A 19571-nucleotide genomic window follows, 5' to 3' on the forward strand; every position below is an offset into this window, starting at 1 on the left:
TATATCAATTCAAAAACTGGAAAGAAAAGAATAAAATAACAGCGGAAGTACTGAGAAAGGAAAGATGAATTACACACTTTTAAGGACACTACCTTGGGCCACGTATTCATGGGCATGAGCGATGATGGCTTCGGCTTCGTCAGGATGAGCTATGTAATGGTTGAGCCGCTCCTCAAGGTCGGAGAAGTCGGGCTTGATTTCTATGTAGTGGTAGTTGGGCTTCAGCCTTCCCTCCATGAACCATGTCTCGCAGGTTGGTCGTGGCATGACTGCGACAGAGTTGGACGACATCACCCACTTCAGATTGCTTGCCACATCGTTTCCCTCAAGTGCCATGATGAATTTGTAGTCGAGATGCTCACTGATGGTGAGCTTCTCTGTCTGCCACTCTGGGTATTGCGGGTCGATTACACCCACATTGCACAGGGGATGGCCGAAGAATCGACGCACGAAATCGTAGCGGTTGCGTTTCAGTTCGGTGCCTCCTTCCTGCCCGATGAGGCCTCTGAAGATGGCCATGTCTTTCTTTTGGGCAAAGCTTTTCCGGTCGTTGACAAACAGGAAATGGCGCACGCGGTCGAGTTTCATCAGCACGGAGTTGGCATTGTCGGTCTTCAGCGGTCGGCTCTTGGTCACCGACGGCACTTTGGGCACGTGAATGATGTCGCCTGGCAGAAGTATCCAGCGCAACGACTGTGAAAAGTAGCGCGCATAGCGATAGGAATCGAGATAGTAAACTTTCTGTCCAGTCATCTTCTGGTCCTTCAACCGCACCGACTCGCTCATGAATGCCTCACGGTCGAAGGGTGTATCGGCCTTCAACTTGTTGTAGTAGCCCACACGGTCCATGATGTACTCTTTGTCGGTTCTTCGCTCCAGCGCCTTCATTTCGCACTTATATAATAATGAGAGCAGCGCGCGTGGCCAACTGATGGCGACATACGAGCCGATATAGTAGGTCAATTTGGAGTTTTTGCCACTATGCAACTTGTAATAGAACTTACGGGGTAGGATGCTCATGCTTTTACTTCATTAGTTCGTGGTAGAAGTCCAGATATTCGCCGGCTATCTTTTCAGGTGAGAACCGCTCAATCATGTCGTTCCTAATCATCGTTCCGTCATATTGCGTTGCCAATGCCTTCCTTATTCCGTTTTCCAGTGCCTCGACAGTGAAGGCTTCGCATCTGACACCATTCATATCGGTAATCAGTTCTTCGGTACCGCTACACGGGAAAGCTATCACGGGCAATCCGCATGCCATTGCCTCAAGCGGGGCTTGGGCAAAGTTTTCCTTAAAACTGGGCATACAGAAGAAATTGGCAGCTGAAAATATTCGAGACATTTCCCCTGGGTCGGAAATTCTTCCGAGTTCCATAACGTTTGCCCACTTTTTCTGACCTCTATTCTTGCCTATTGCAATAACTTTGTAATTGGGATTAATGTGCGACAATGCCTCGGAAAGCTCATCAAGACCTTTTCTCGGCTCATTGATGTTACATGCACAGAAAGCAAACACCATGTCATCTTCGCACAATCCCAAACATTTGCGAGCTTCCAACTTTGGGAAAGGTCGAAACTTGCCACAGTCAACCATATTATAGATAATTCGTTTCTTAGCCTTGGAAAGCATTTCGTGGTCGGCATAGAGACGGAAGCCCATCTTTGAGAGGAACACCGCTCCGAATTTGTCCAACTTTTGTATTTCATTGAACTTCAATCGATAATATTTTCGTTCCAACTGATTATCTGGCAACAGTTGTTTCTCTATGTTTGCCAATCCGTAGAGCAGGTTTTCATCATGAAGCGTCGCAACAACAGGCTTTTTCTTAAGTGTCTCGAAAAACGTTCTATAATCCAAAAAATTCCCCACCCAATGCAAATGAATGATATCAGCTTCCCGAATAATTTTCACTCTTGTCAAGTCAATGTGCGAAACAGGAAGTGTATAGACGCCATTATGCAGCTTTCCCAACTCACGGCACGTGTTAAAGTCATCTGGAATGCGTAATAACTTTTTTATCTTTCGCAGAATGCTATATAAAAAATAAGTAAATCCTCCGTAAGTCTCTATGAAATCATCCTTGTGTTTTTTCTTTAACACTACCATTCGGCTATCCATTCCCATAGCTCTTTGCGCCTTACAGATGCGATAAGCACAGAGTCCGGCACCATTGAAATCAGCCATGCTGATGTGTACTATCTTCATTTTTTCAGTGTTTTTTTATTTATTTACAGTCCATGAATGAACTGCCGCCAAAATTTGATGCGCACCGGTTTATTGAATCCGTGGCAAGCCATTGGCAGTTGTTGATGATTGAGCTCGTAAGATAGTTCCGGTTTTAAGTCAAAAGAGAATTTCAGGGCTTCTTCTACGGATGGTAACTTCAATGAAGGCTCCAATGCCCAAAAGAGATCTTCGTTGTAAAGTGCTCCCGATTGGCTATTATAATAAGCTATTGTATCGGCATAATCAACACAGGCCTTGCGAAACGTTTCCACTCTACGTAGGGACAATCCACCGTTTCCAATCTTTCCGAACATCTGGCAATGAATGATTTTTCGTTTGGGTTTGAGCCAAAGTTTCAGTTTCAGATACTGTTTCAAGGGAAAACGTCTGTAACGTGGCCGCATGGGCCAAGGTGCTGCCACATGGTCGTAGCCCTTCCGACACCATTCTACCAACTCATTTCTAAAGAGCCACGCATCAACGTGGCAGATTAAGATATATTCGTAATCGGAAAAGAGCTCGTAAAACTTTTCCGACATCATCATTTCGTTGTAACCCTGTATCCCTTTCTTTGTCCCCAGCCACTCATCGCTCACGCTTTGCATACCCACTGCTGGATATTGCTCATGCAATTCGGTCATATCGGTGTGCTCCGGCTTCAGGAAAGTTACGGGAAAGCCTTCGAGCAGTCTGAGATTGTTTTCGAGTGCTGCCCTCTCGTAGTCCTTCAGCTGAGGTTTGTAAATGGGGATGATGACCTTTACCAGTTTTCCGTTCATGTCTTGTTTTCTTAGTATTTAACGTTTGTCGATTCGCCACCTACCTTTCATTGCCCATTCTATCTCTTTCCGAGTTTCTCGGCAATGCCATCATGATAGGCGCGGTGAAGCATCATGAGGTCTTTGGGCTGCCATGCCTTCGTAAAGGGCATGGTAACGATTGCAGGAATTACGTAGCCCATCACGCCTATCCAGCTTCGGAGATACCTTACGCCCCAGTTCTTTCCGTAATGGTGGTTCATGTAGGCCTCGTTTCGTACCTGATAGTACCGTTTCCACTTCTTTTTCTGGTTGCGTGTGGTCCACGAATCATCTGTGAAGAACTTGTGTTTGTCCATCAGGGCATCGGGAACATAGAGCAATTTGAAACCTGCCAGATGCGCACGCAGACAATAGTCGGTGTCGTCGCAGAAGATGAACAGCTCCTTGTTGGGCAATCCAATCTTCTCCACTACGGCACGGCTGATGAATGGGCCTTCGAAGTCGCATCCGACAATCTCCGTCGTTTCGGTTTCGCTGCCCTTCAGCTTGCTGCCGTGCATGCTACCGAATGGATTTGTGAAGTTATATTGCCGGAATTCGTGTGTGAACACCTGCCCTTCCATCAGTCTCCGCGGGCTCAATATTCCCAAAGGCTGTCCTCCGTCGGCAGTGATGTGCAGCTCTTCGACCTGCCGCAGCAGCTTGTCGAGACAGTCATCGTGGGGAAAGACGTCATCGTCCATGCACCATAGCCAATCGGCGCCGTCGTCGTAGGCTGCCTTTATGCCCGTATAGAATCCTCCTGAGCCTCCCACATTTTCCTGATTGATGACCCGCAGGTCAGTTTGTGTGGCCAGCCACTTGTCGGTTCCGTCGGTACTGCCGTTGTTCACAACGATGATATTTGACAACCGTGCTTGCTTTCTCAGGCTCTCGATGCCTTTCTTAAGCAGCTCCAGTCGGTTGAAGGTTACTACAACAGCTGTTATTTTCATATCTGAATATAGGATTAGTCGGTTTGTTTTCTTATCACTTTCCCATCCACGACTTTCCAGTAGCGGTCGAAATCCTCACGGGTTCTCTTCCAACGGTTGTGGCTCCACAGATAGGTGGCGGGATCGCGCTTGATGGTTTTCTCAAGCATCTGGAAGTAAATGTCGGTGATCTCAAAGTCTTTCATCTCCTTTGGATGAAGTGTCATCAGCTTCATCTCACACTCGTAGTAGCCACGCCTCAGCCTCCGCACATCGCCATAGAAGCAAGCCTGCCCAGTGTGCTTTACAATCCGCTCGGCACCAGTCAGCACCGGGGTGTCGTGGTTGAGGAAATCAACCCAGTGATGGATGTTCCACCATAGCGGTACTTGGTCGGCGATGTAGCCCACGACGAGCGACTGGCTGTTGCGCCTGAACTCTATTATCTTCCGCAACGACTCTTGCATCGGTATGCAGAGAGCATTCTGCCGCTCTCGGACATACTTGAATAGCCTGTCGAAATAGTCATTTTCCAACGGATGGTAAAGCTCGCAGCACTGAACGTGGTCGGGAATCCAGTAGGGTATGGAGGTTATCCACTCCCAATTACAATAGTGACCGAGGTAAACGGCGCACGATCCGCCGTTCTTTAGTACTTCGTTGAATGGTTCCATGCCAGTGAACCGCATCCGTTTCTGGAGCGATGTGGGTGACATGGTCATCAACTTGATGGTTTCGACCAAGTAGTCGCAGAACCAGTGGTAGAAATCGTACTCTATTTTCCTTATCTCCGCCTCGCTTTTATCGGGAAAACTCTCTGTGAGATTCTTCCAAATGACTTTGTGACGGTATCGTACCACGTGGGCGATGATGACGAAAAGGAAGTCAGAGAGCAGGAAAAGGATGCAGAAAGGCAATAACGACATCAAATACCAGAAGCCGTAAGCCAGTCCGTATGCTATATAATTGAATGCTTTCTTCATGTTGAAGTCGTTTTTCGTCACTATTTACGTCACAAAGTTACTGAAAAACTTTTGGAAATGCAAGAATTGTGGTAATCATTCAAGCACGTCCTCTCTGCAAAGAAAGTATCCAATATTAGCCGCTTTTGTGTGGTATCTCCAATTTACAACCTTTGTCCGAAAGACTTATGTTTGTACTCGACGAAACAAATGCTTTTCGGATTTGTTACACTCCAGTGGACATGCGTCGGGGTATTCTTCGTTTGTCTCAATTGGAGCGCAGCTATGATTTTATCCCTCCTGAGGGTGTAGCCTATGTTTTCTACGATCGCTCCCGTAATTGAATCAAGTTGCTGCACTTGAAACGCTGTGTTTTTGTCGATTATCATAAGCAGATGGCACAGGGGTTCTTGAGTCCTAAAATTATACGGGTGAGTACCCGGATTCTATTAAATTCGCAAGGACGAATAGGTTCTCTATATTGAAAGAATAAATCCTAATGACCGCATTTGGCTTTATAGAAATAACAGCCATCCCAACATGTCAAAATATATCCAGATTGCCGATAATCTGTTCCATTATATCCAAACCAACCAAAAGCGGATAAAGGTGTTCTACCTTCAGAATACAATGAGCTGCAACATCATTCGACAAGAAAACTCCCCTGAATATCTTGCAATTCAGGGGAGTTACAGTAAGACTGTGTTAGCTTTTGACCTATCAGATGGTGATGCTTACGCCACCATACCACGTTGCTCCATATACCGGAGCATACATGAATGCTGCGTCATCGGATTCCTGTCTGTAAGTGAAAATGGAGCCTTATTATACCTAAGTGTTATGATAAGGATGACCACAGGCTTAACTCCATTTAACCTTGGGGGTGAGGAATGTTCGTTAGAGAATGAAATAAATGTATTATCTTTGCACACAATTTAATTTATAAGCGTAAAAAAGATGAAACAGAGAAAATTTATTGCTATAGCCCTCGTCGGCGCAGCCTTTGTGTTGGCAGGTTGTGGAATGACGAAAAAAGTCACCAGTCCGGCCAATGGCGAGCCGGCAATTCAGCAACCTACTGTGGAACAGGTTACCCCTGAGCCTGAAGTTATCAGCATTGCCGAGGCTGTTGATGTGTTCGAGCATCCCGAAAGGATGGCTGAAACTGCTAAGAAATACGGCTACAAGCTGAAAAAAGACTACGAAATCTACCGTCTCGACAAGTTCTCGAAGCTATTCTACAAGAATTGCCGATTGGCCAAGATACTCACCGCCAACCAATACGAGGATTATCCAAAGCCGTTGCGCAAGGGAGTGTCGAGCTATGTGGCCTTTAAGGAGGGCGCTATCATAATAGGTGTGTTCAATCAGAAGGCATATGACAATCTGGTGGCTCAGGTGAAGGCGGCCGGCTACACACTCGACATGCCTGGCAACGAAGATATCTATGTGAAAGGCTCACGCAGGATAGCCTGTTATGCGGGCGCAAAGACCGTGAGAGTTCAGTAAAAAAACACGACAAAGTAACTGTTTTCGTATGAAGCTGTAAATACCTGACTGACAGCGTGATAATAATTGCGTTACAAAAGGTGAGCCATCGCACGGCGAAAGGTGAGCTTTCGCAGTGTAAAAGCTCACCGTTCGCTTTACAGAAGCATATCTTTGGTTGGCTGAAAGTAAAAAAAACGGACAATGTTCGATGGCTTCCAGTCCTCAATCGCTCGTCTCGTAGGGCTAAAGTGTCACCCGTCGGAATATTATAATTGCACTTTTTTTTTGAGTTTCCCTTGATTTACAGTAACTTTGCACCCAGATTAAAATATCAAACATAAATGGAAGAAAAGAAATTCAAACGCACCACCGTCACGGCGGCTCTGCCTTATGCCAACGGCGGTGTGCATATAGGTCACCTTGCCGGAGTCTATGTTCCAGCAGACATCTACGTCAGATACCTTCGGCTGAAGAAAGAAGAAGTCATTTTTATCGGAGGAAGCGACGAGCACGGAGTGCCCATCACGTTGCGTGCCAAGAAAGAGAACATCACCCCGCAAGATGTGTGTGACCGCTATCACAAGATGATCAAAGATTCGTTCGAGGAATTTGGCATCTCGTTCGACATCTACAGCCGCACCACCAGCGATATTCACCACAAGTTCGCAGCCGACTTCTTCCGGAAACTCTACGACGAGGGAAAACTCGTTGAGAAAGAGAGCGAGCAACTCTACGATGAGGAGGCGCGGCAATTCCTTGCCGACCGCTATGTGGTGGGCGAATGCCCCCATTGCCATAACGAAAACGCCTACGGCGACCAGTGTGAGAAGTGCGGAAGTGCCCTTAGTCCAATGGAACTCATCAATCCACACTCAACCATCTCTGGTTCGAAGCCCGTCATCAGGAAAACCAAGAACTGGTATTTGCCATTGAACAACTATCAGGAATGGTTGAAACAGTGGATTCTCGACGGACACAAGGAATGGCGTCCGAACGTATATGGGCAATGCAAGAGTTGGCTGGACATGGACCTTCAGCCACGCGCCATGACCCGCGATCTCAACTGGGGCATCCCCGTTCCGGTAGAGGGAGCCGAGGGAAAGGTACTCTACGTGTGGTTCGACGCACCTATCGGCTACATATCGAACACCAAGGAACTCTGCGACCGTGAGCCAGAGCGCTTCGGAACTTGGCAAAAGTGGTGGCAAGACCCACAATCGCGCCTCGTTCACTTCATAGGCAAGGACAATATCGTGTTCCACTGCCTCATTTTCCCAAGCATGTTGAAGGCGCATGGTGACTACATACTCCCTGACAACGTACCATCCAACGAGTTTCTCAACCTTGAGAACGATAAAATATCCACCAGCCGCAATTGGGCGGTGTGGCTTCACGAGTATCTCGTTGACTTCCCAGGAAAGCAAGATGTGCTCCGATACGTGCTTACGGCAAATGCGCCGGAGACAAAGGACAACAATTTCACATGGAAAGACTTTCAGGAGCGCAACAACAGTGAGCTTGTAGCCGTCTATGGCAACTTCGTCAACCGTGCATTGCAGCTCACCAAGAAATATTGGGACGGCGTTGTGCCCGTATGCGGTGAGCTGCTGGACGTCGATCGTCAGGCAATACAGGAATTCAAGGACGTAAAAGACAAGGTTGAGTCATTCCTCGACGTGTTCAAGTTCCGCGAAGCACAGAAGGAAGCTATGAACTTGGCGCGCATTGGCAATAAGTACATCGCCGAATGCGAGCCTTGGAAGGTGTGGAAAACAGACCCAAAGCGAGTGGAGACCATACTCTACATCTCGCTGCAGCTCGTTGCCAACCTCAGCATAGCATTCGAACCGTTCTTGCCTTTCAGCAGTAAGAAACTGCGCGAGATGATCAACATGAACGACTATGAATGGAGTTCGCTGGGATCTACTGAGCTTCTGCCTGCCGGACATAGGCTCAACGACCCACAATTACTGTTCGAAAAGATAGAGGACGACACCATCGACGCCCAGCTCAAGAAGCTTGAGGAAACCAAGAAGGCAAATGAGGCGGCCGCCTACAAAGCAGAGCCTATCAAAAAGGAGATTCCTTTCGACGACTTCGAAAAGCTCGATATCCGCGTCGGACATATTATCAACTGCGAGAAGGTGAAGAAAAGCAAGAAACTGCTTCAGTTCACAATCGACGACGGCTCCGGCAATACCCGTACAATCCTAAGCGGAATTGCAGCCTTCTATGAGCCTGAGCAGCTCATTGGCAAGGACGTGCTGTTCGTGGCCAACTTTGCGCCCCGCAAGATGATGGGCATTGAGAGTCAGGGCATGATTCTCTCGGCAGTGAATTTCGACGGATCGCTGAGCGTCACCACCACACTTGACGAGGTGAAACCCGGCAGTCAGGTAGGATAGGACAAGCCTTTGCACTGCCTTTGCTCGTCGGCTTACAGTGCAAATGCTTGGAAGAACGTGGCCTTGTGTCATCATAGCATAAGCCCCATCTGGTCAACCAACCGGATGGGGTTTATGTTTCGCAGTCGCTCTGTCTGTCGATGGCCTGTTGCAGAGGCAGCTATTTCTTCAGGATAATGAGTATGACCGCCGACAAAATCAAGACGATTCCCACGGCAAGCCTCAACGTAAAAGCCTCGCTGAAGACGAAAGTGCTGATGATGACTGCCGTAACGGGTTCCAATGCTCCAAGAATCGAGGCGGGTGTGCTGCCTATATGCTTGATGGCAATATTCATAAAGTAGAGCGATAGCAGCGTCGGAAGCAGTGCCAGTTGAGCAGCAAAAATCCATTCGGTAGTCCCTTGCAGCATCTGCAGCCTGTCACCGACAAACAGCATATAGCCGATGATGGAAAACCAGCCGAAGAGAATGACCCAGAAAGTGAACTTGATGGGCGACATTTCCACCTTGAACTGATTGACATACACGATGTAAAGCGCATAGAGCAACGACGATCCAAGTACCAGCATGATTCCCGTGACGCTCAGAGTCTCGCCTCCGTCGCCCCGATAGAGCAGCCCTATTCCGACGATGGCAAGCAAAATGGACAGGGCGGTGGACCAATTGATGTGCTCATGGTAGAAAACCACCATCAGGACAGCCGTGATGATGGGATAGGAGAACAGTATCGTTGACGCGACACCAGCGTTCATGAAGTGAAAACTGGCAAAGAGCATTATTGAGGAGAAACCGAAAAAGCAGCCGAGAATGGCGAATTTGATGGCATGACCCCATTTGATTCTGAAGTCTTCCCTGAGCAGTACCAGCCAGACGGCGAACATGAGCACCGTGATGCCATAGCGATAGAAGAGTACATTGCCCGATGTGATGCCGTGAGCATAGAGAGGCAATGCCCCAAGGGGATTAGTTCCGTAGAAGACAGCGGCCAGAATGCCGGCTATATATCCTTTTGTCTGAGTATTCATGTTGTTGTTTTATAGTTGAAAACGGCTGGTTGCCTCTTGTTTCTGGCCATCGGAGTAATGCTGATGGGTAGCTGACGAGCGGCAATTCCAGACAAACGGCTGCAAAGTTACTCATTCTTTTCAGAAACACACAGAGTTTTGTGAATTAAAAACCTATCCAGACGATGCGCTTCACTGTGGTGAATAGTATGCCTGCGGCGTTCCATTGCACTTCGTGAGACGGGCGGTCGTGGTGAGATGGCTCCAGTCTCGTCGTCCTATACATGAGCTTTCGTTGTGCAATAGGTGACCTATTGCAAACAGAAAGGTCATCTATCGTCGTGTGAAAGGTGACCTTTTGTTGTCCAACTTGTAAAGTGCTGATATGCTTTGTGTTATAAAACAAAAAAGAAAGCAGTGCAAACAATCAATGTCAGCACTGCTTTCATATAGAGAAAATCTATGGTTCGCTTGTTTAAATCTGGTCATTTGAGACATCGTAGGCTTTTCTTAGTTGTCGAATAGATGGCTTATTGTTCTACCGATGGTGTGGCGAGCTGCGTCGAAACGCTACGACGTCCAAGATGTAGGTGAACCTATGATGGCTGGAAAGAGGCCATACAGTCGATGTCGGATGTGCCTGTTGCTGTCAAACGGCCGACAGGGAGTTATTGTTCGCCCATGTCCGATCCACTGTAGGAATTGCCGAAGTCGTCGTCTTGCTCATCGTCGTCGTTACGTTGATTCTTGTGCTTCTTCATGTTGCCGAAGTTCCATGTGAGCGTCAGTCTTACTCTGCGTCCCGAACGCCAGTTCTCTTGGTATCGTGAGAAAGCCTCACCACTTGTGTAGGTCTTCCATCGCCGTGAGTTGAGCAAGTCTTTGCAGTTGATTGACAAAACAAGGCTCTTGTTGAGGAAACTCTTTCTCAGACCGAGGTTAAGACTTCCGCTTCCCTTTCGGTAGCCTTGGGAGATGGTTTGGCGACTGCGGTATTTGCCAGTCACCTGCAGCGAGATGTCGTAGGGCAGCATAAGACTTGCCTGCATTCTGGCATTCCACGTGAAATTGCTGTTGCCCTTGCCCGAAACGGTCTGTCCGTCGATGTCGAAGTTGAACCCGTCGAGCTTGTAATAATAGAAATTGGCCGATGTGCTCAGGTCGAGTATGCGGGAGAGCTTGTTCTTCGCCGTCAGTTCCAGACCTGTCGCCGTGCTTTTGCCCACGTTAAAACTCGTCTGATACATGAGGCCGTCGGCCGAGCTTCGGTAGTTGATGCGCTGCACGACATCGCTCGTCGGCCGATAATAAGCCGCCACGAGCAAAGAGTGCTGCACCCAAGTGCGTAAGTAGTTCAATGAGAATGAATTGCTGTATTCGGGGGTCAATTCTGGATTGCCAAACGATATGACAGTGGCATCGCTTGTGTTGCGGAAAGAGTTGAGCTGTCCGCCCCATGGACGGCGCAGCCGACGGGTATAGTTGAGTTGTAGTTGGTCGTTGTCTGTGAGTTGGTAGCTCATGAACACACTTGGGAAGAGTTGAAAGTAATCCTTCTTGAAAGGCTTGTCGCGCAGACTGGCATCCCTTTCCTGTGCCCATGAATAACTTTCGGTGTTCACTTTCCAGTATTCGCCGCGCAATCCCGCCATAAGACTTAACTTACCGAGCCTGTAAGTTGCCGTGGTGTAGAGCGCATGGATATCGTTCTTGTAGATAAAGCGGTTGTAATAGGCCTGGTCTTCCACCATATTGTTGCCGTTCCAGTTGTTTTTGTCGATGAAACTCTCCTGTGGGGTGTTCTCGTGGTTGAACTCTCCCTGATAACCAGCTTGCAGTTTGAAGGCTTCAGAGAGTTGGTTTTCATAGTCGAGCTTCACCTCCCACGAGCGATTGTTAATGTGCATCGGCCGCAGTTGGTAGGATGCAATCTGCGGTGTCTTGACAATAGGTTCGCCGTTGGTGTCGAAATAGGTGGTGGAGTCTTGATAGACGTTGTTATTGTCTGACTTCCAGTGGTCGTAACCTACGTTGAAATCAATGAAGTGATGGTCGTTGAAGTTGTGACGGTAGCCAAATTCGCCGTGCATCATTCGCATATCGCCCTCTCCTGACGTCTGTCTGTACATGATTCGGGTGTCGAATGGCGAGCCGATGGCTCCGTAATGATAGGGTGTTATGTTGTTTTCGTTACGGCGTCCGACCATGAACATGCCGCCAAGTGTGAAGTCATCCTTGTTGGTTGCGTGAAGTGTGAGGCCGGCGCGGGTGAAGAGATTGTTGCCCTGACTTCTGTTTTCCGACTCGTATGTCTGATAGGTATTGGTGTTATTGTACGTCTGTTCGCTCCACGCACCTCCCGTTTTTTTTCGGTGTCGGTAACCAATGTTGAAATAAGTGTCGATGAATGAGCTGTTGTAGTTGATATTGAATGATGTGTTGGCTCCGCCACGGGTGTCGCCTCCAGCCTGAACGCTGCCGTAATAGCCTGCCTTTCGCTCTTTCTTGAGTACGATGTTGATGATGCCGGCTGAACCTTCGGCCGAGAATTTGGCTGAAGGGTTGTCGATTACCTCAATGCGCTCGATGCTTTCGGCTGGCAATTGCTGTAGGATTTCGGCACGGTTGTCGCTCGATAGGCCCGATGCCTTGCCGTTGATCCATACCTCAACGCTTGAGTTTCCTCGCAAAGAGACGTTCCCATCGTTATCGACCTCAACGCTTGGGATGTTCTCCAGCACGTCGGAAGCTACGCCTCCGGCATTGGCTATTTGCTGATCGACGTTGAATGTCTTGCGGTCAACCTCCAGTTTCATCTCCGACCGTTGGCCCGTCACTACCACTTCGTCGAGCGCTTTCGTGTCTTCCGAAAGATAAAGAGCGATGAAATGATGGTCGGGCTTTGATGTTGTGACGGTGAATTTCCTAACCAAGTCTTTGTAACCCATAAAGCTGGCAGTCAACGAATAGGAACCATTGGGAAGGTTGCCGATCATGAAATTTCCTTCCGTATCGGTGATAGCGCCTTTGAAAATCTTATCGTTACCTTCTTTTCGGATAGCAATGTTGATAAATTCAAGCCCTATGTTCGACTTTTTATCAAGCACTTTTCCTTTCACTGAGCCTTGAGCGAGAGCTACTGTAGTGCTAAGCAGGAGTAGCAGTGTGATTTTAATAACCCTGTTCATAACTAATTTTAAGACCATTTGCGGTTTGGAAAGTTTAATTTGATGATAAAAAAAATGTCGGAAAGTCTGCGATACAATATTTTTTCGTTATCTTTGCATTCACAATTTATATTCAGGCGCATCTGTCATCTCATTTTTGCGACTTGCCAGTGTATATGACGAATTACCATGCCCTTGTAGTTCAATGGATAGAACACGGCTCTCCTAAAGCTGAAATATGAGTTCGATTCTCATCAGGGGTACACTATGGCTCTTTGTAGGCCTATCACTGGACAATCAACACCTAACACCTTTTCAGTATGCTTGGAGCAATCATTGGCGACATTGTCGGCTCTCGCTTTGAATTTGGAGCCGCACCTCAGAAAGACTTTAAATTGTTCACGGACGAATGTTCATACACCGACGATACGATATGTACCGTTGCCATTGCCGATGCCGTGCTGAACCACCGTGGCTACAAGGAATCGCTGCTCGATTGGTGCGACCGCTACCCCGATCCGATGGGGGCTTACGGGAGCATGTTCTACGAATGGCTTCACGCAGATGACCCACAGCCGATGAACTCCTTTGGAAACGGATCGGCTATGCGTGTCAGTCCGATAGGATGGTTGTTCAACGAGTGGGAGGAGGTCATCGCCGAGGCGAAGAAGAGTGCCGAAGTGAGCCACAATCATCCGGAAGGAATCAAGGGCGCTCAGTGTATTGCAGAGGTTATCTGCTGGTTGAAGAACATGCGCTACTCCAAGCAGGATTTGGAAATCAAGGTGAGCAAATTCTACGGTTACGAACTGCCGCCGATGCGCGACATTCTGAAGATTGGTGCTCAGGGACATTTCGACGGAACCTGTCAGGAGACCGTACCGATGGCCCTCCGTTGCTTCATGGATGCCAACGATTTCGAGGAGGCCGTCAGGCTTGCGGTGCTCTGCGATGGAGATACCGACACAAAGGCCTGCATTACGGGCTCGGTTGCAGAGGCTTATTACGAAGTCCCCGACTGGATGGTGGAGAAGGCTTTCAGCTATTTGCCCGATGATATACTGGCCATTCTGGAGCAGTTCTACGATGCTATTCAGGCCGATATCAGAAAGTAATTGTAAAGATTGATTACCATTGGCTTTTCAAAAGCTCAGCCATCACAAGGCGAAAGGTGAGCTATTGCACGATAAAAGGTCAGCTTCTGGCTGATAAACACTGACGTTTTGTTTCTATGTGCGTAATAATTTGTTTTTCAGATAATTATAAAACGTCAAGCAAAAGGATAGTTTGTCAAAATTATTTACTCCCAGACGAGTCGATGGACATTCGTCAGTCCGCTGGCGACATCACGCCCGGAGGTTATGTTTTTTTGTCGGAGATTCTTTGAAGTCTTTCACTTTCTTTACTTATCTTTGCAACGATGAAAATAACGCTTGAACAACTTTCGATAGGCTACAAAGGTTACGCACCCGTAGTCTCGGGCATCAATGTGGAAATCAGGAGTGGCGAGCTGACATGTCTCATCGGCTCAAATGGCATCGGCAAGTCAACCCTGTTGAAGACGCTGACAGGTTTCTTGCCGAAGCTCGGTGGAAGGCTACTGCTCGACGGACGGGATATTGACGGGCTGACGACGCGCGAGCGGTCTAAGCTCATCAGCATTGTGCTGACCTATAAGCCCGATGTTCAGAATCTCAGTGTGACGGAGATGGTGGGGATGGGCCGTATGCCTTATACGGGCTTTTGGGGAAAACTCGGAGTTGAGGACCAGACCATCGTTGCGCAGTCGATTGAGATGGTGGGCATTACTAAACTGAAAGATCGGATGATACAGACGCTCTCCGACGGTGAGCGACAGAAGGTGATGATTGCCAAGGCGCTCGCACAACAGACTCCTATCATTCTTCTTGACGAACCTACGGCATTCCTCGACTTCCGCTCTAAGGTTGAGATGCTGCAGCTTCTGCACCGGTTGGCTGTGGAGACAGACAAGGTTATTTTCCTATCGACCCATGATCTCGAACTGGCGCTGCGGCTGGCCGACAGTCTTGTTGAACTCGACGGGAGCGGACTCCATGTTGTTGAGTCCTCCAAAGTGAAGGCCGACATCAATGAGCTGTTGGCATAGGATGGCGCTGCGGGGGCAGACTGGCGAGAAAAAAAATATTTTTTCCTTCGAAAACATTTGTTTTTCGTTCGCTTTTTTTATATCTTTGCAAACAGATAAACATTCGGATTGACCGAAGAGGGGGTGCCACTCCGTTGAGTGAGCTGAGATTATACCCGTATAACCTGATGCAGATAATGCTGCCGTAGGAAGTGCGAATATACATAATTTGCGTTTATCATTCATTAGATTCAGTGCATTCCCATAGTAGGCCTTCTATTATATAAGGTGATGCAATGGTCTATCTCAAAACTTTAACGGTCGCAGGCTCCGACAGTTGCGGTGGGGCTGGCATACAAGCGGACATCAAAACAATGTCGGCATTGGGATGTTATGCGGCTTCGGTGGTCACGTCGGTGACGGCACAGAATACGATAGGGGTATCGGCCATTCAGCCAATAGCGCCCAATGTGGTGGCGGCACAGCTGCGAGCGGTTATGGACGATATCCGTCCCGATGCCATTAAGATAGGGATGGTGAACGATGCCGCCACTATCCGCACCATTGCCGATGTGCTTTCGGAATACAAACCACGACATCTGGTGGTCGATCCCGTGATGGTTTCCACTTCCGGAAGCCAGCTGATGGAGGAAACAGCTGTGCAAACCTTTTGCGAACGCTTGCTGCCAATGGCTTCTTTGCTCACTCCGAACATCCCGGAGGCTGAGGTGTTGTCGGGAATAACCATCCGTTCCGAAGAACAGATGGACAATGCTGCACGGCTGATGATGAACCTTGGATGTCGGAATTTGCTTATAAAGGGAGGGCACATCGAGGGCAACGAGAAGGCAGACAGACTCTACCGGCACGATGGCAGTTACACGGTTTTCGCCGGAAAAACCATCGAAACACGCAACACACATGGCACAGGTTGTACGCTTTCGTCGGCAATAGCCTCGTTTCTGGCCCGAGGCGAGGAGCTGGTCGGTGCGGTGCAGTTGGCCAAGGACTATGTTGGCAAAGCCATTTCCGCAGGAGCTGATGTTCAGATTGGCAGCGGACACGGACCGGTCAACCATTTCTTTCAGCCTGAAAAACTCATAAAGCGATGACAAATGTACAATACATAACACATGAAAACCAACGGTTCGGCTATGAAGAAGGGGCAGAACTTGCACTGAAAGGTGGATGTCGGTGGGTGCAACTGCGAATGAAGGATGCCGACGACGGAGAGTTCATGGCCGTTGGCAGACGAGTGAGGGCTCTTTGCAAAGCTTACAGGGCAACATTCGTAATTGACGACCGCGTGCATCTTGTGAAAACACTGCAGGCTGACGGACTACATCTGGGCAAGTTGGATATGCCTGTTGACGAGGCACGTGCCCTATTGGGCGACGATTCTATAATAATAGGTGGTACGGCGAATACCTTCGACGACATCAGACGGCTTCACCGACAAGGTGTAAGCTACATAGGCTGCGGTCCGTTTCGATTCACTGCCACCAAGAAGAAGCTGGCTCCGACGGTCGGACTTGAGGGATATCGGCATCTTATCACACTGATGAAGTCGAATAAAATCAATATCCCAGTCATCGCCATTGGGGGTATATTGAGAGATGACATTCCTGAAATCATGGCAACGGGCATCAGTGGGATTGCCGTGAGTGGGGCAGTATTGAACGCTGTTAATCCAATGGACGAGATGAGAAAGATAATTGATGAGGCGGAAGTTGGGCAGAAGTTGAACGAGCGTTGACCGACTCAGCCCGTGAGGTTGATTGCCACCCATCCGTCAGTGGTGTGTCGCTCTGCAATCGAGCATCCGCAAAAGACAGTCATGGGCGAAAGAGGCTGAGTATCCTCATGACTCTTCATAATTTCAATCACGACTCCTTTAACTATAAATATCAAAATATGAAGAAAAACATCAAGATTTCCTATCCTTCTTCGGAGAAGATATATATGAAAGGTGAGATCTATCCCGATCTGAGAGTAGGAATGAGAAGAATTAACCTCACCCCTACCGTGATCAATGATAACGGGAAAAGGGTGGAAAAGCCCAACGATCCTGTGCTCGTTTATGACACGAGTGGACCTTACAGCGACCCGAATGTGGAAATAAACCTTAGCAAAGGGTTGCCGAAACTTAGACAGCCGTGGATCGATCGCCGACGTGGCACGCAGATGGAGTGTGCCAAACGTGGCATCATCACTGAGGAAATGGAATACGTTGCTATCCGGGAAAACATGAATTGCAAGGAGTTGGGCATCGAAAGCCATATCACTCCAGAGTTCGTCCGTGAGGAAGTGGCCGCAGGACGTGCCGTCATACCTGCCAATATCAGACATCCGGAGAGCGAACCGATGATTATCGGTACGCGTTTCGCCGTGAAAATTAACACCAACATTGGCAACTCGCATGCCCATTCGAGCATTGAGGAGGAGGTAGAGAAGGCCGTTTGGAGCTGTAAGTGGGGCGGTGACACCTTGATGGATCTCTCAACGGGCAGCAACATTCACGAAACGCGCGAGTGGATTCTACGAAACTGCCCTGTTCCCGTAGGAACGGTGCCTATGTACCAAGCTTTCGAAAAAGTTGGCGGACGTGCGGAGAACCTTACGTGGGAGATTTTCCGCAATACGCTCATCGAACAGTGCGAGCAAGGTGTGGATTATTTCACCATTCACTGCGGAATCCGTCTGAAGAACGTACCCCTTGCCAATGGCAGACTTACGGGAATGGTGAGCCGTGGTGGTAGTATCATCTCCAAATGGTGTCAGGTCCATCAGCAGGAGAGTTTCCTTTATAGCCACTTCGATGACATCTGCGACATCTGTGCCCGATATGACGTGGCCATTTCCTTGGGCGACGGACTCCGACCAGGCTCCACTTACGATGCCAACGATGCGGCACAGTTTGCCGAACTTGACACAATGGGTGAGCTTGTTCAGCGAGCGTGGGCGAAGAACGTACAAGCGTTCATCGAAGGGCCAGGACACGTCCCAATGCACAAGATCCGTGAGAACATGGAACGGCAGATAGAAAAGTGCCACGGCGCACCGTTCTACACGCTCGGCCCACTCGTCACTGACATTGCCCCAGCCTACGACCACATCACGAGTGCCATTGGAGCGGCTACTATCGGATGGTTCGGCACAGCGATGCTTTGCTATGTAACCCCGAAGGAGCATCTTGCGCTGCCCGACAAGGATGATGTGCGCACGGGAGTGGTGACCTACAAGATTGCGGCACATTCCGCTGACCTTGCCAAAGGTCATCCTGGTGCCGCCGTACGTGATAATGCGCTGAGCAAAGCACGCTACGATTTCCGATGGAAAGACCAGTTCAACCTCGCCCTTGACCCTGAAAAGGCCCTCGAATACTGGAAATCCTCCAATGAAGTGGGTGGGAAATACTGCACTATGTGTGGTCCGAACTTCTGCGCTATGCGAATCAGTCAGGAGCTAAACTCAGACTGTTCCCAACCGTAAGATACGGCTATCCACTCCTCCGACTGGGTGATAGCCAACTAATTTCACAGAATCAACAAACATAACAACCAATTGTCTCAACCCCTTTGCCTCTCTTTCAGTAAAGAGGAACTGGGGTAAGACACTTCAATAACATTAAAATCATGATTGAAAAACAAGTATCTAAAGGTATTATCCGTACCTATTTCGAGAAAATGGAAAAGTGTCTGGAACTCGACGTTGCCATAGTCGGTGGCGGTCCGTCAGGCATTGCAGCTGCCTACTACATGGCCAAGGCTGGCCTTCGTGTCGCATTGTTCGACCGCAAGTTGTCACCCGGCGGCGGTATGTGGGGCGGAGCGATGATGTTCAACCAGCTTGTCATACAGGAAGAGGCACTCGGCATCCTGAAAGATTTCGACATTAGCTACGAGTCTTATGAGGATGGACTCTACACTGCCGACTCTATCGAGAGCACGTCGGCATTGCTCTATAAGGCCGTTCATGCTGGTGCAACCATCTTCAACTGCTATTCCGTTGAGGATGTGGTATTCAAGAACAACGTCGTCAGTGGTGTTGTGGTGAACTGGACACCTGTCTTGCGCGAGGGATTGCACGTTGATCCGCTCAACATTATGGCTAAATTTGTCATCGATGGCACTGGTCACGACAGCGAGATGTGCAAAGTGGTAGCCCGTAAGAACGGTATCAAACTCGAAACCACCACTGGCGAAGTTATCGGCGAGCGTTCATTGGACGTGGCAGAGGGTGAACGCCAAGTGGTTGAGGGAACGAAGGAAATCTATCCAGGACTCTACGTCTGTGGAATGGCATCGTCTGCCGTTGGTGGCACGCCTCGAATGGGGCCCATCTTCGGAGGAATGCTCTTGTCGGGAAAGAAAGTTGCCGACATGATTATCAAGCGAGTTAAAGGTTAATCGACAGGAATTGAGGGAAGTATGAGTTGATTAGGTTCACTCATAACTTCCCTTTTTTCATT

17 protein-coding genes and 1 tRNA gene are annotated in these 19571 nt (G+C 48.6%); 11 read left to right on the forward strand and 7 right to left on the reverse strand.

Annotated features, from left to right (window positions below):
• Positions 1 to 69 precede the first annotated feature (69 nt).
• From H515_RS12770 to H515_RS0100910, 5 genes are read right to left on the reverse strand one after another with little or no spacing between them, the layout of a single operon-like run.
• Positions 70 to 1020: a glycosyl transferase family 90 gene (locus H515_RS12770; RefSeq protein ID WP_081410095.1), complete on the reverse strand. Its 951-nt coding sequence runs from the start codon at positions 1018 to 1020 to the stop codon at positions 70 to 72.
• A 4-nt stretch (positions 1021 to 1024) separates the two neighbouring features.
• Positions 1025 to 2206, reverse strand: a complete 1182-nt coding sequence (locus H515_RS0100895; protein ID WP_025874865.1) for a glycosyltransferase — start codon at positions 2204 to 2206, stop codon at positions 1025 to 1027.
• A 23-nt stretch (positions 2207 to 2229) separates the two neighbouring features.
• Positions 2230 to 3006, reverse strand: coding sequence for a DUF5672 family protein (locus H515_RS0100900; protein WP_025874863.1), 777 nt, complete (start codon positions 3004 to 3006; stop codon positions 2230 to 2232).
• Between the two features lie 59 nt (positions 3007 to 3065).
• Entirely contained in the window at positions 3066 to 3983 is a 918-nt protein-coding gene (locus tag H515_RS0100905; protein ID WP_025874861.1) for a glycosyltransferase family 2 protein, read from the reverse strand.
• A 14-nt stretch (positions 3984 to 3997) separates the two neighbouring features.
• Positions 3998 to 4945 (reverse strand): lysophospholipid acyltransferase family protein, encoded by a 948-nt coding sequence (locus tag H515_RS0100910; RefSeq protein ID WP_025874859.1) that lies wholly within the window; start codon positions 4943 to 4945, stop codon positions 3998 to 4000.
• A gap of 167 nt (positions 4946 to 5112) precedes the next feature.
• On the opposite strand from H515_RS0100910, the gene H515_RS14975 reads away from it, so the two are divergent.
• The 4 genes from H515_RS14975 to metG all read left to right on the forward strand — a co-directional run bounded on the left by H515_RS14975 (position 5113) and on the right by metG (position 8820).
• Positions 5113 to 5268, forward strand: coding sequence for a transposase (locus tag H515_RS14975; protein WP_238300055.1), 156 nt, complete (start codon positions 5113 to 5115; stop codon positions 5266 to 5268).
• A gap of 196 nt (positions 5269 to 5464) precedes the next feature.
• On the forward strand, positions 5465 to 5863 hold the full coding sequence (locus tag H515_RS15335; protein WP_025874855.1) for a hypothetical protein: 399 nt from the start codon (positions 5465 to 5467) through the stop codon (positions 5861 to 5863).
• A gap of 18 nt (positions 5864 to 5881) precedes the next feature.
• A complete protein-coding gene (locus H515_RS0100925; protein WP_028901454.1) occupies positions 5882 to 6433 on the forward strand; it encodes a hypothetical protein in 552 nt (183 codons plus the stop codon).
• 323 nt (positions 6434 to 6756) lie between these two features.
• Positions 6757 to 8820, forward strand: a complete 2064-nt coding sequence (metG, locus tag H515_RS0100930; protein ID WP_025874853.1) for a methionine--tRNA ligase — start codon at positions 6757 to 6759, stop codon at positions 8818 to 8820.
• Positions 8821 to 8980: 160 nt separating this feature from the next.
• Here metG and H515_RS0100935 read toward each other — a convergent pair whose 3' ends face one another.
• Complete coding sequence (locus H515_RS0100935) at positions 8981 to 9847, reverse strand: DMT family transporter (protein WP_025874851.1); 867 nt, start codon at positions 9845 to 9847, stop codon at positions 8981 to 8983.
• Positions 9848 to 10494: 647 nt separating this feature from the next.
• Entirely contained in the window at positions 10495 to 13014 is a 2520-nt protein-coding gene (locus H515_RS0100940; protein WP_025874849.1) for a TonB-dependent receptor, read from the reverse strand.
• 170 nt (positions 13015 to 13184) lie between these two features.
• Here H515_RS0100940 and H515_RS0100945 point away from each other — a divergent pair.
• The 7 genes from H515_RS0100945 to H515_RS0100975 all read left to right on the forward strand — a co-directional run bounded on the left by H515_RS0100945 (position 13185) and on the right by H515_RS0100975 (position 19509).
• Positions 13185 to 13256 (forward strand) — tRNA-Arg (locus H515_RS0100945).
• A gap of 57 nt (positions 13257 to 13313) precedes the next feature.
• Positions 13314 to 14108, forward strand: coding sequence for an ADP-ribosylglycohydrolase family protein (locus tag H515_RS0100950; protein ID WP_025874847.1), 795 nt, complete (start codon positions 13314 to 13316; stop codon positions 14106 to 14108).
• Between the two features lie 305 nt (positions 14109 to 14413).
• Positions 14414 to 15121: an ABC transporter ATP-binding protein gene (locus H515_RS0100955; protein ID WP_025874845.1), complete on the forward strand. Its 708-nt coding sequence runs from the start codon at positions 14414 to 14416 to the stop codon at positions 15119 to 15121.
• Between the two features lie 275 nt (positions 15122 to 15396).
• Positions 15397 to 16212, forward strand: a complete 816-nt coding sequence (thiD, locus tag H515_RS0100960) for a bifunctional hydroxymethylpyrimidine kinase/phosphomethylpyrimidine kinase (RefSeq protein ID WP_028901455.1) — start codon at positions 15397 to 15399, stop codon at positions 16210 to 16212.
• A complete protein-coding gene (locus H515_RS0100965; RefSeq protein WP_025874843.1) occupies positions 16209 to 16856 on the forward strand; it encodes a thiamine phosphate synthase in 648 nt (215 codons plus the stop codon). Before thiD ends, H515_RS0100965 begins: the two co-directional genes overlap by 4 nt.
• A gap of 158 nt (positions 16857 to 17014) precedes the next feature.
• On the forward strand, positions 17015 to 18592 hold the full coding sequence (thiC, locus tag H515_RS0100970) for a phosphomethylpyrimidine synthase ThiC (protein ID WP_025874840.1): 1578 nt from the start codon (positions 17015 to 17017) through the stop codon (positions 18590 to 18592).
• 143 nt (positions 18593 to 18735) lie between these two features.
• Positions 18736 to 19509, forward strand: a complete 774-nt coding sequence (locus H515_RS0100975) for a sulfide-dependent adenosine diphosphate thiazole synthase (protein ID WP_025874838.1) — start codon at positions 18736 to 18738, stop codon at positions 19507 to 19509.
• Positions 19510 to 19571: the final 62 nt, after the last annotated feature.

It is taken from the genome of Prevotella corporis DSM 18810 = JCM 8529, assembly GCF_000430525.1.
Lineage (GTDB): Bacteria > Bacteroidota > Bacteroidia > Bacteroidales > Bacteroidaceae > Prevotella > Prevotella corporis.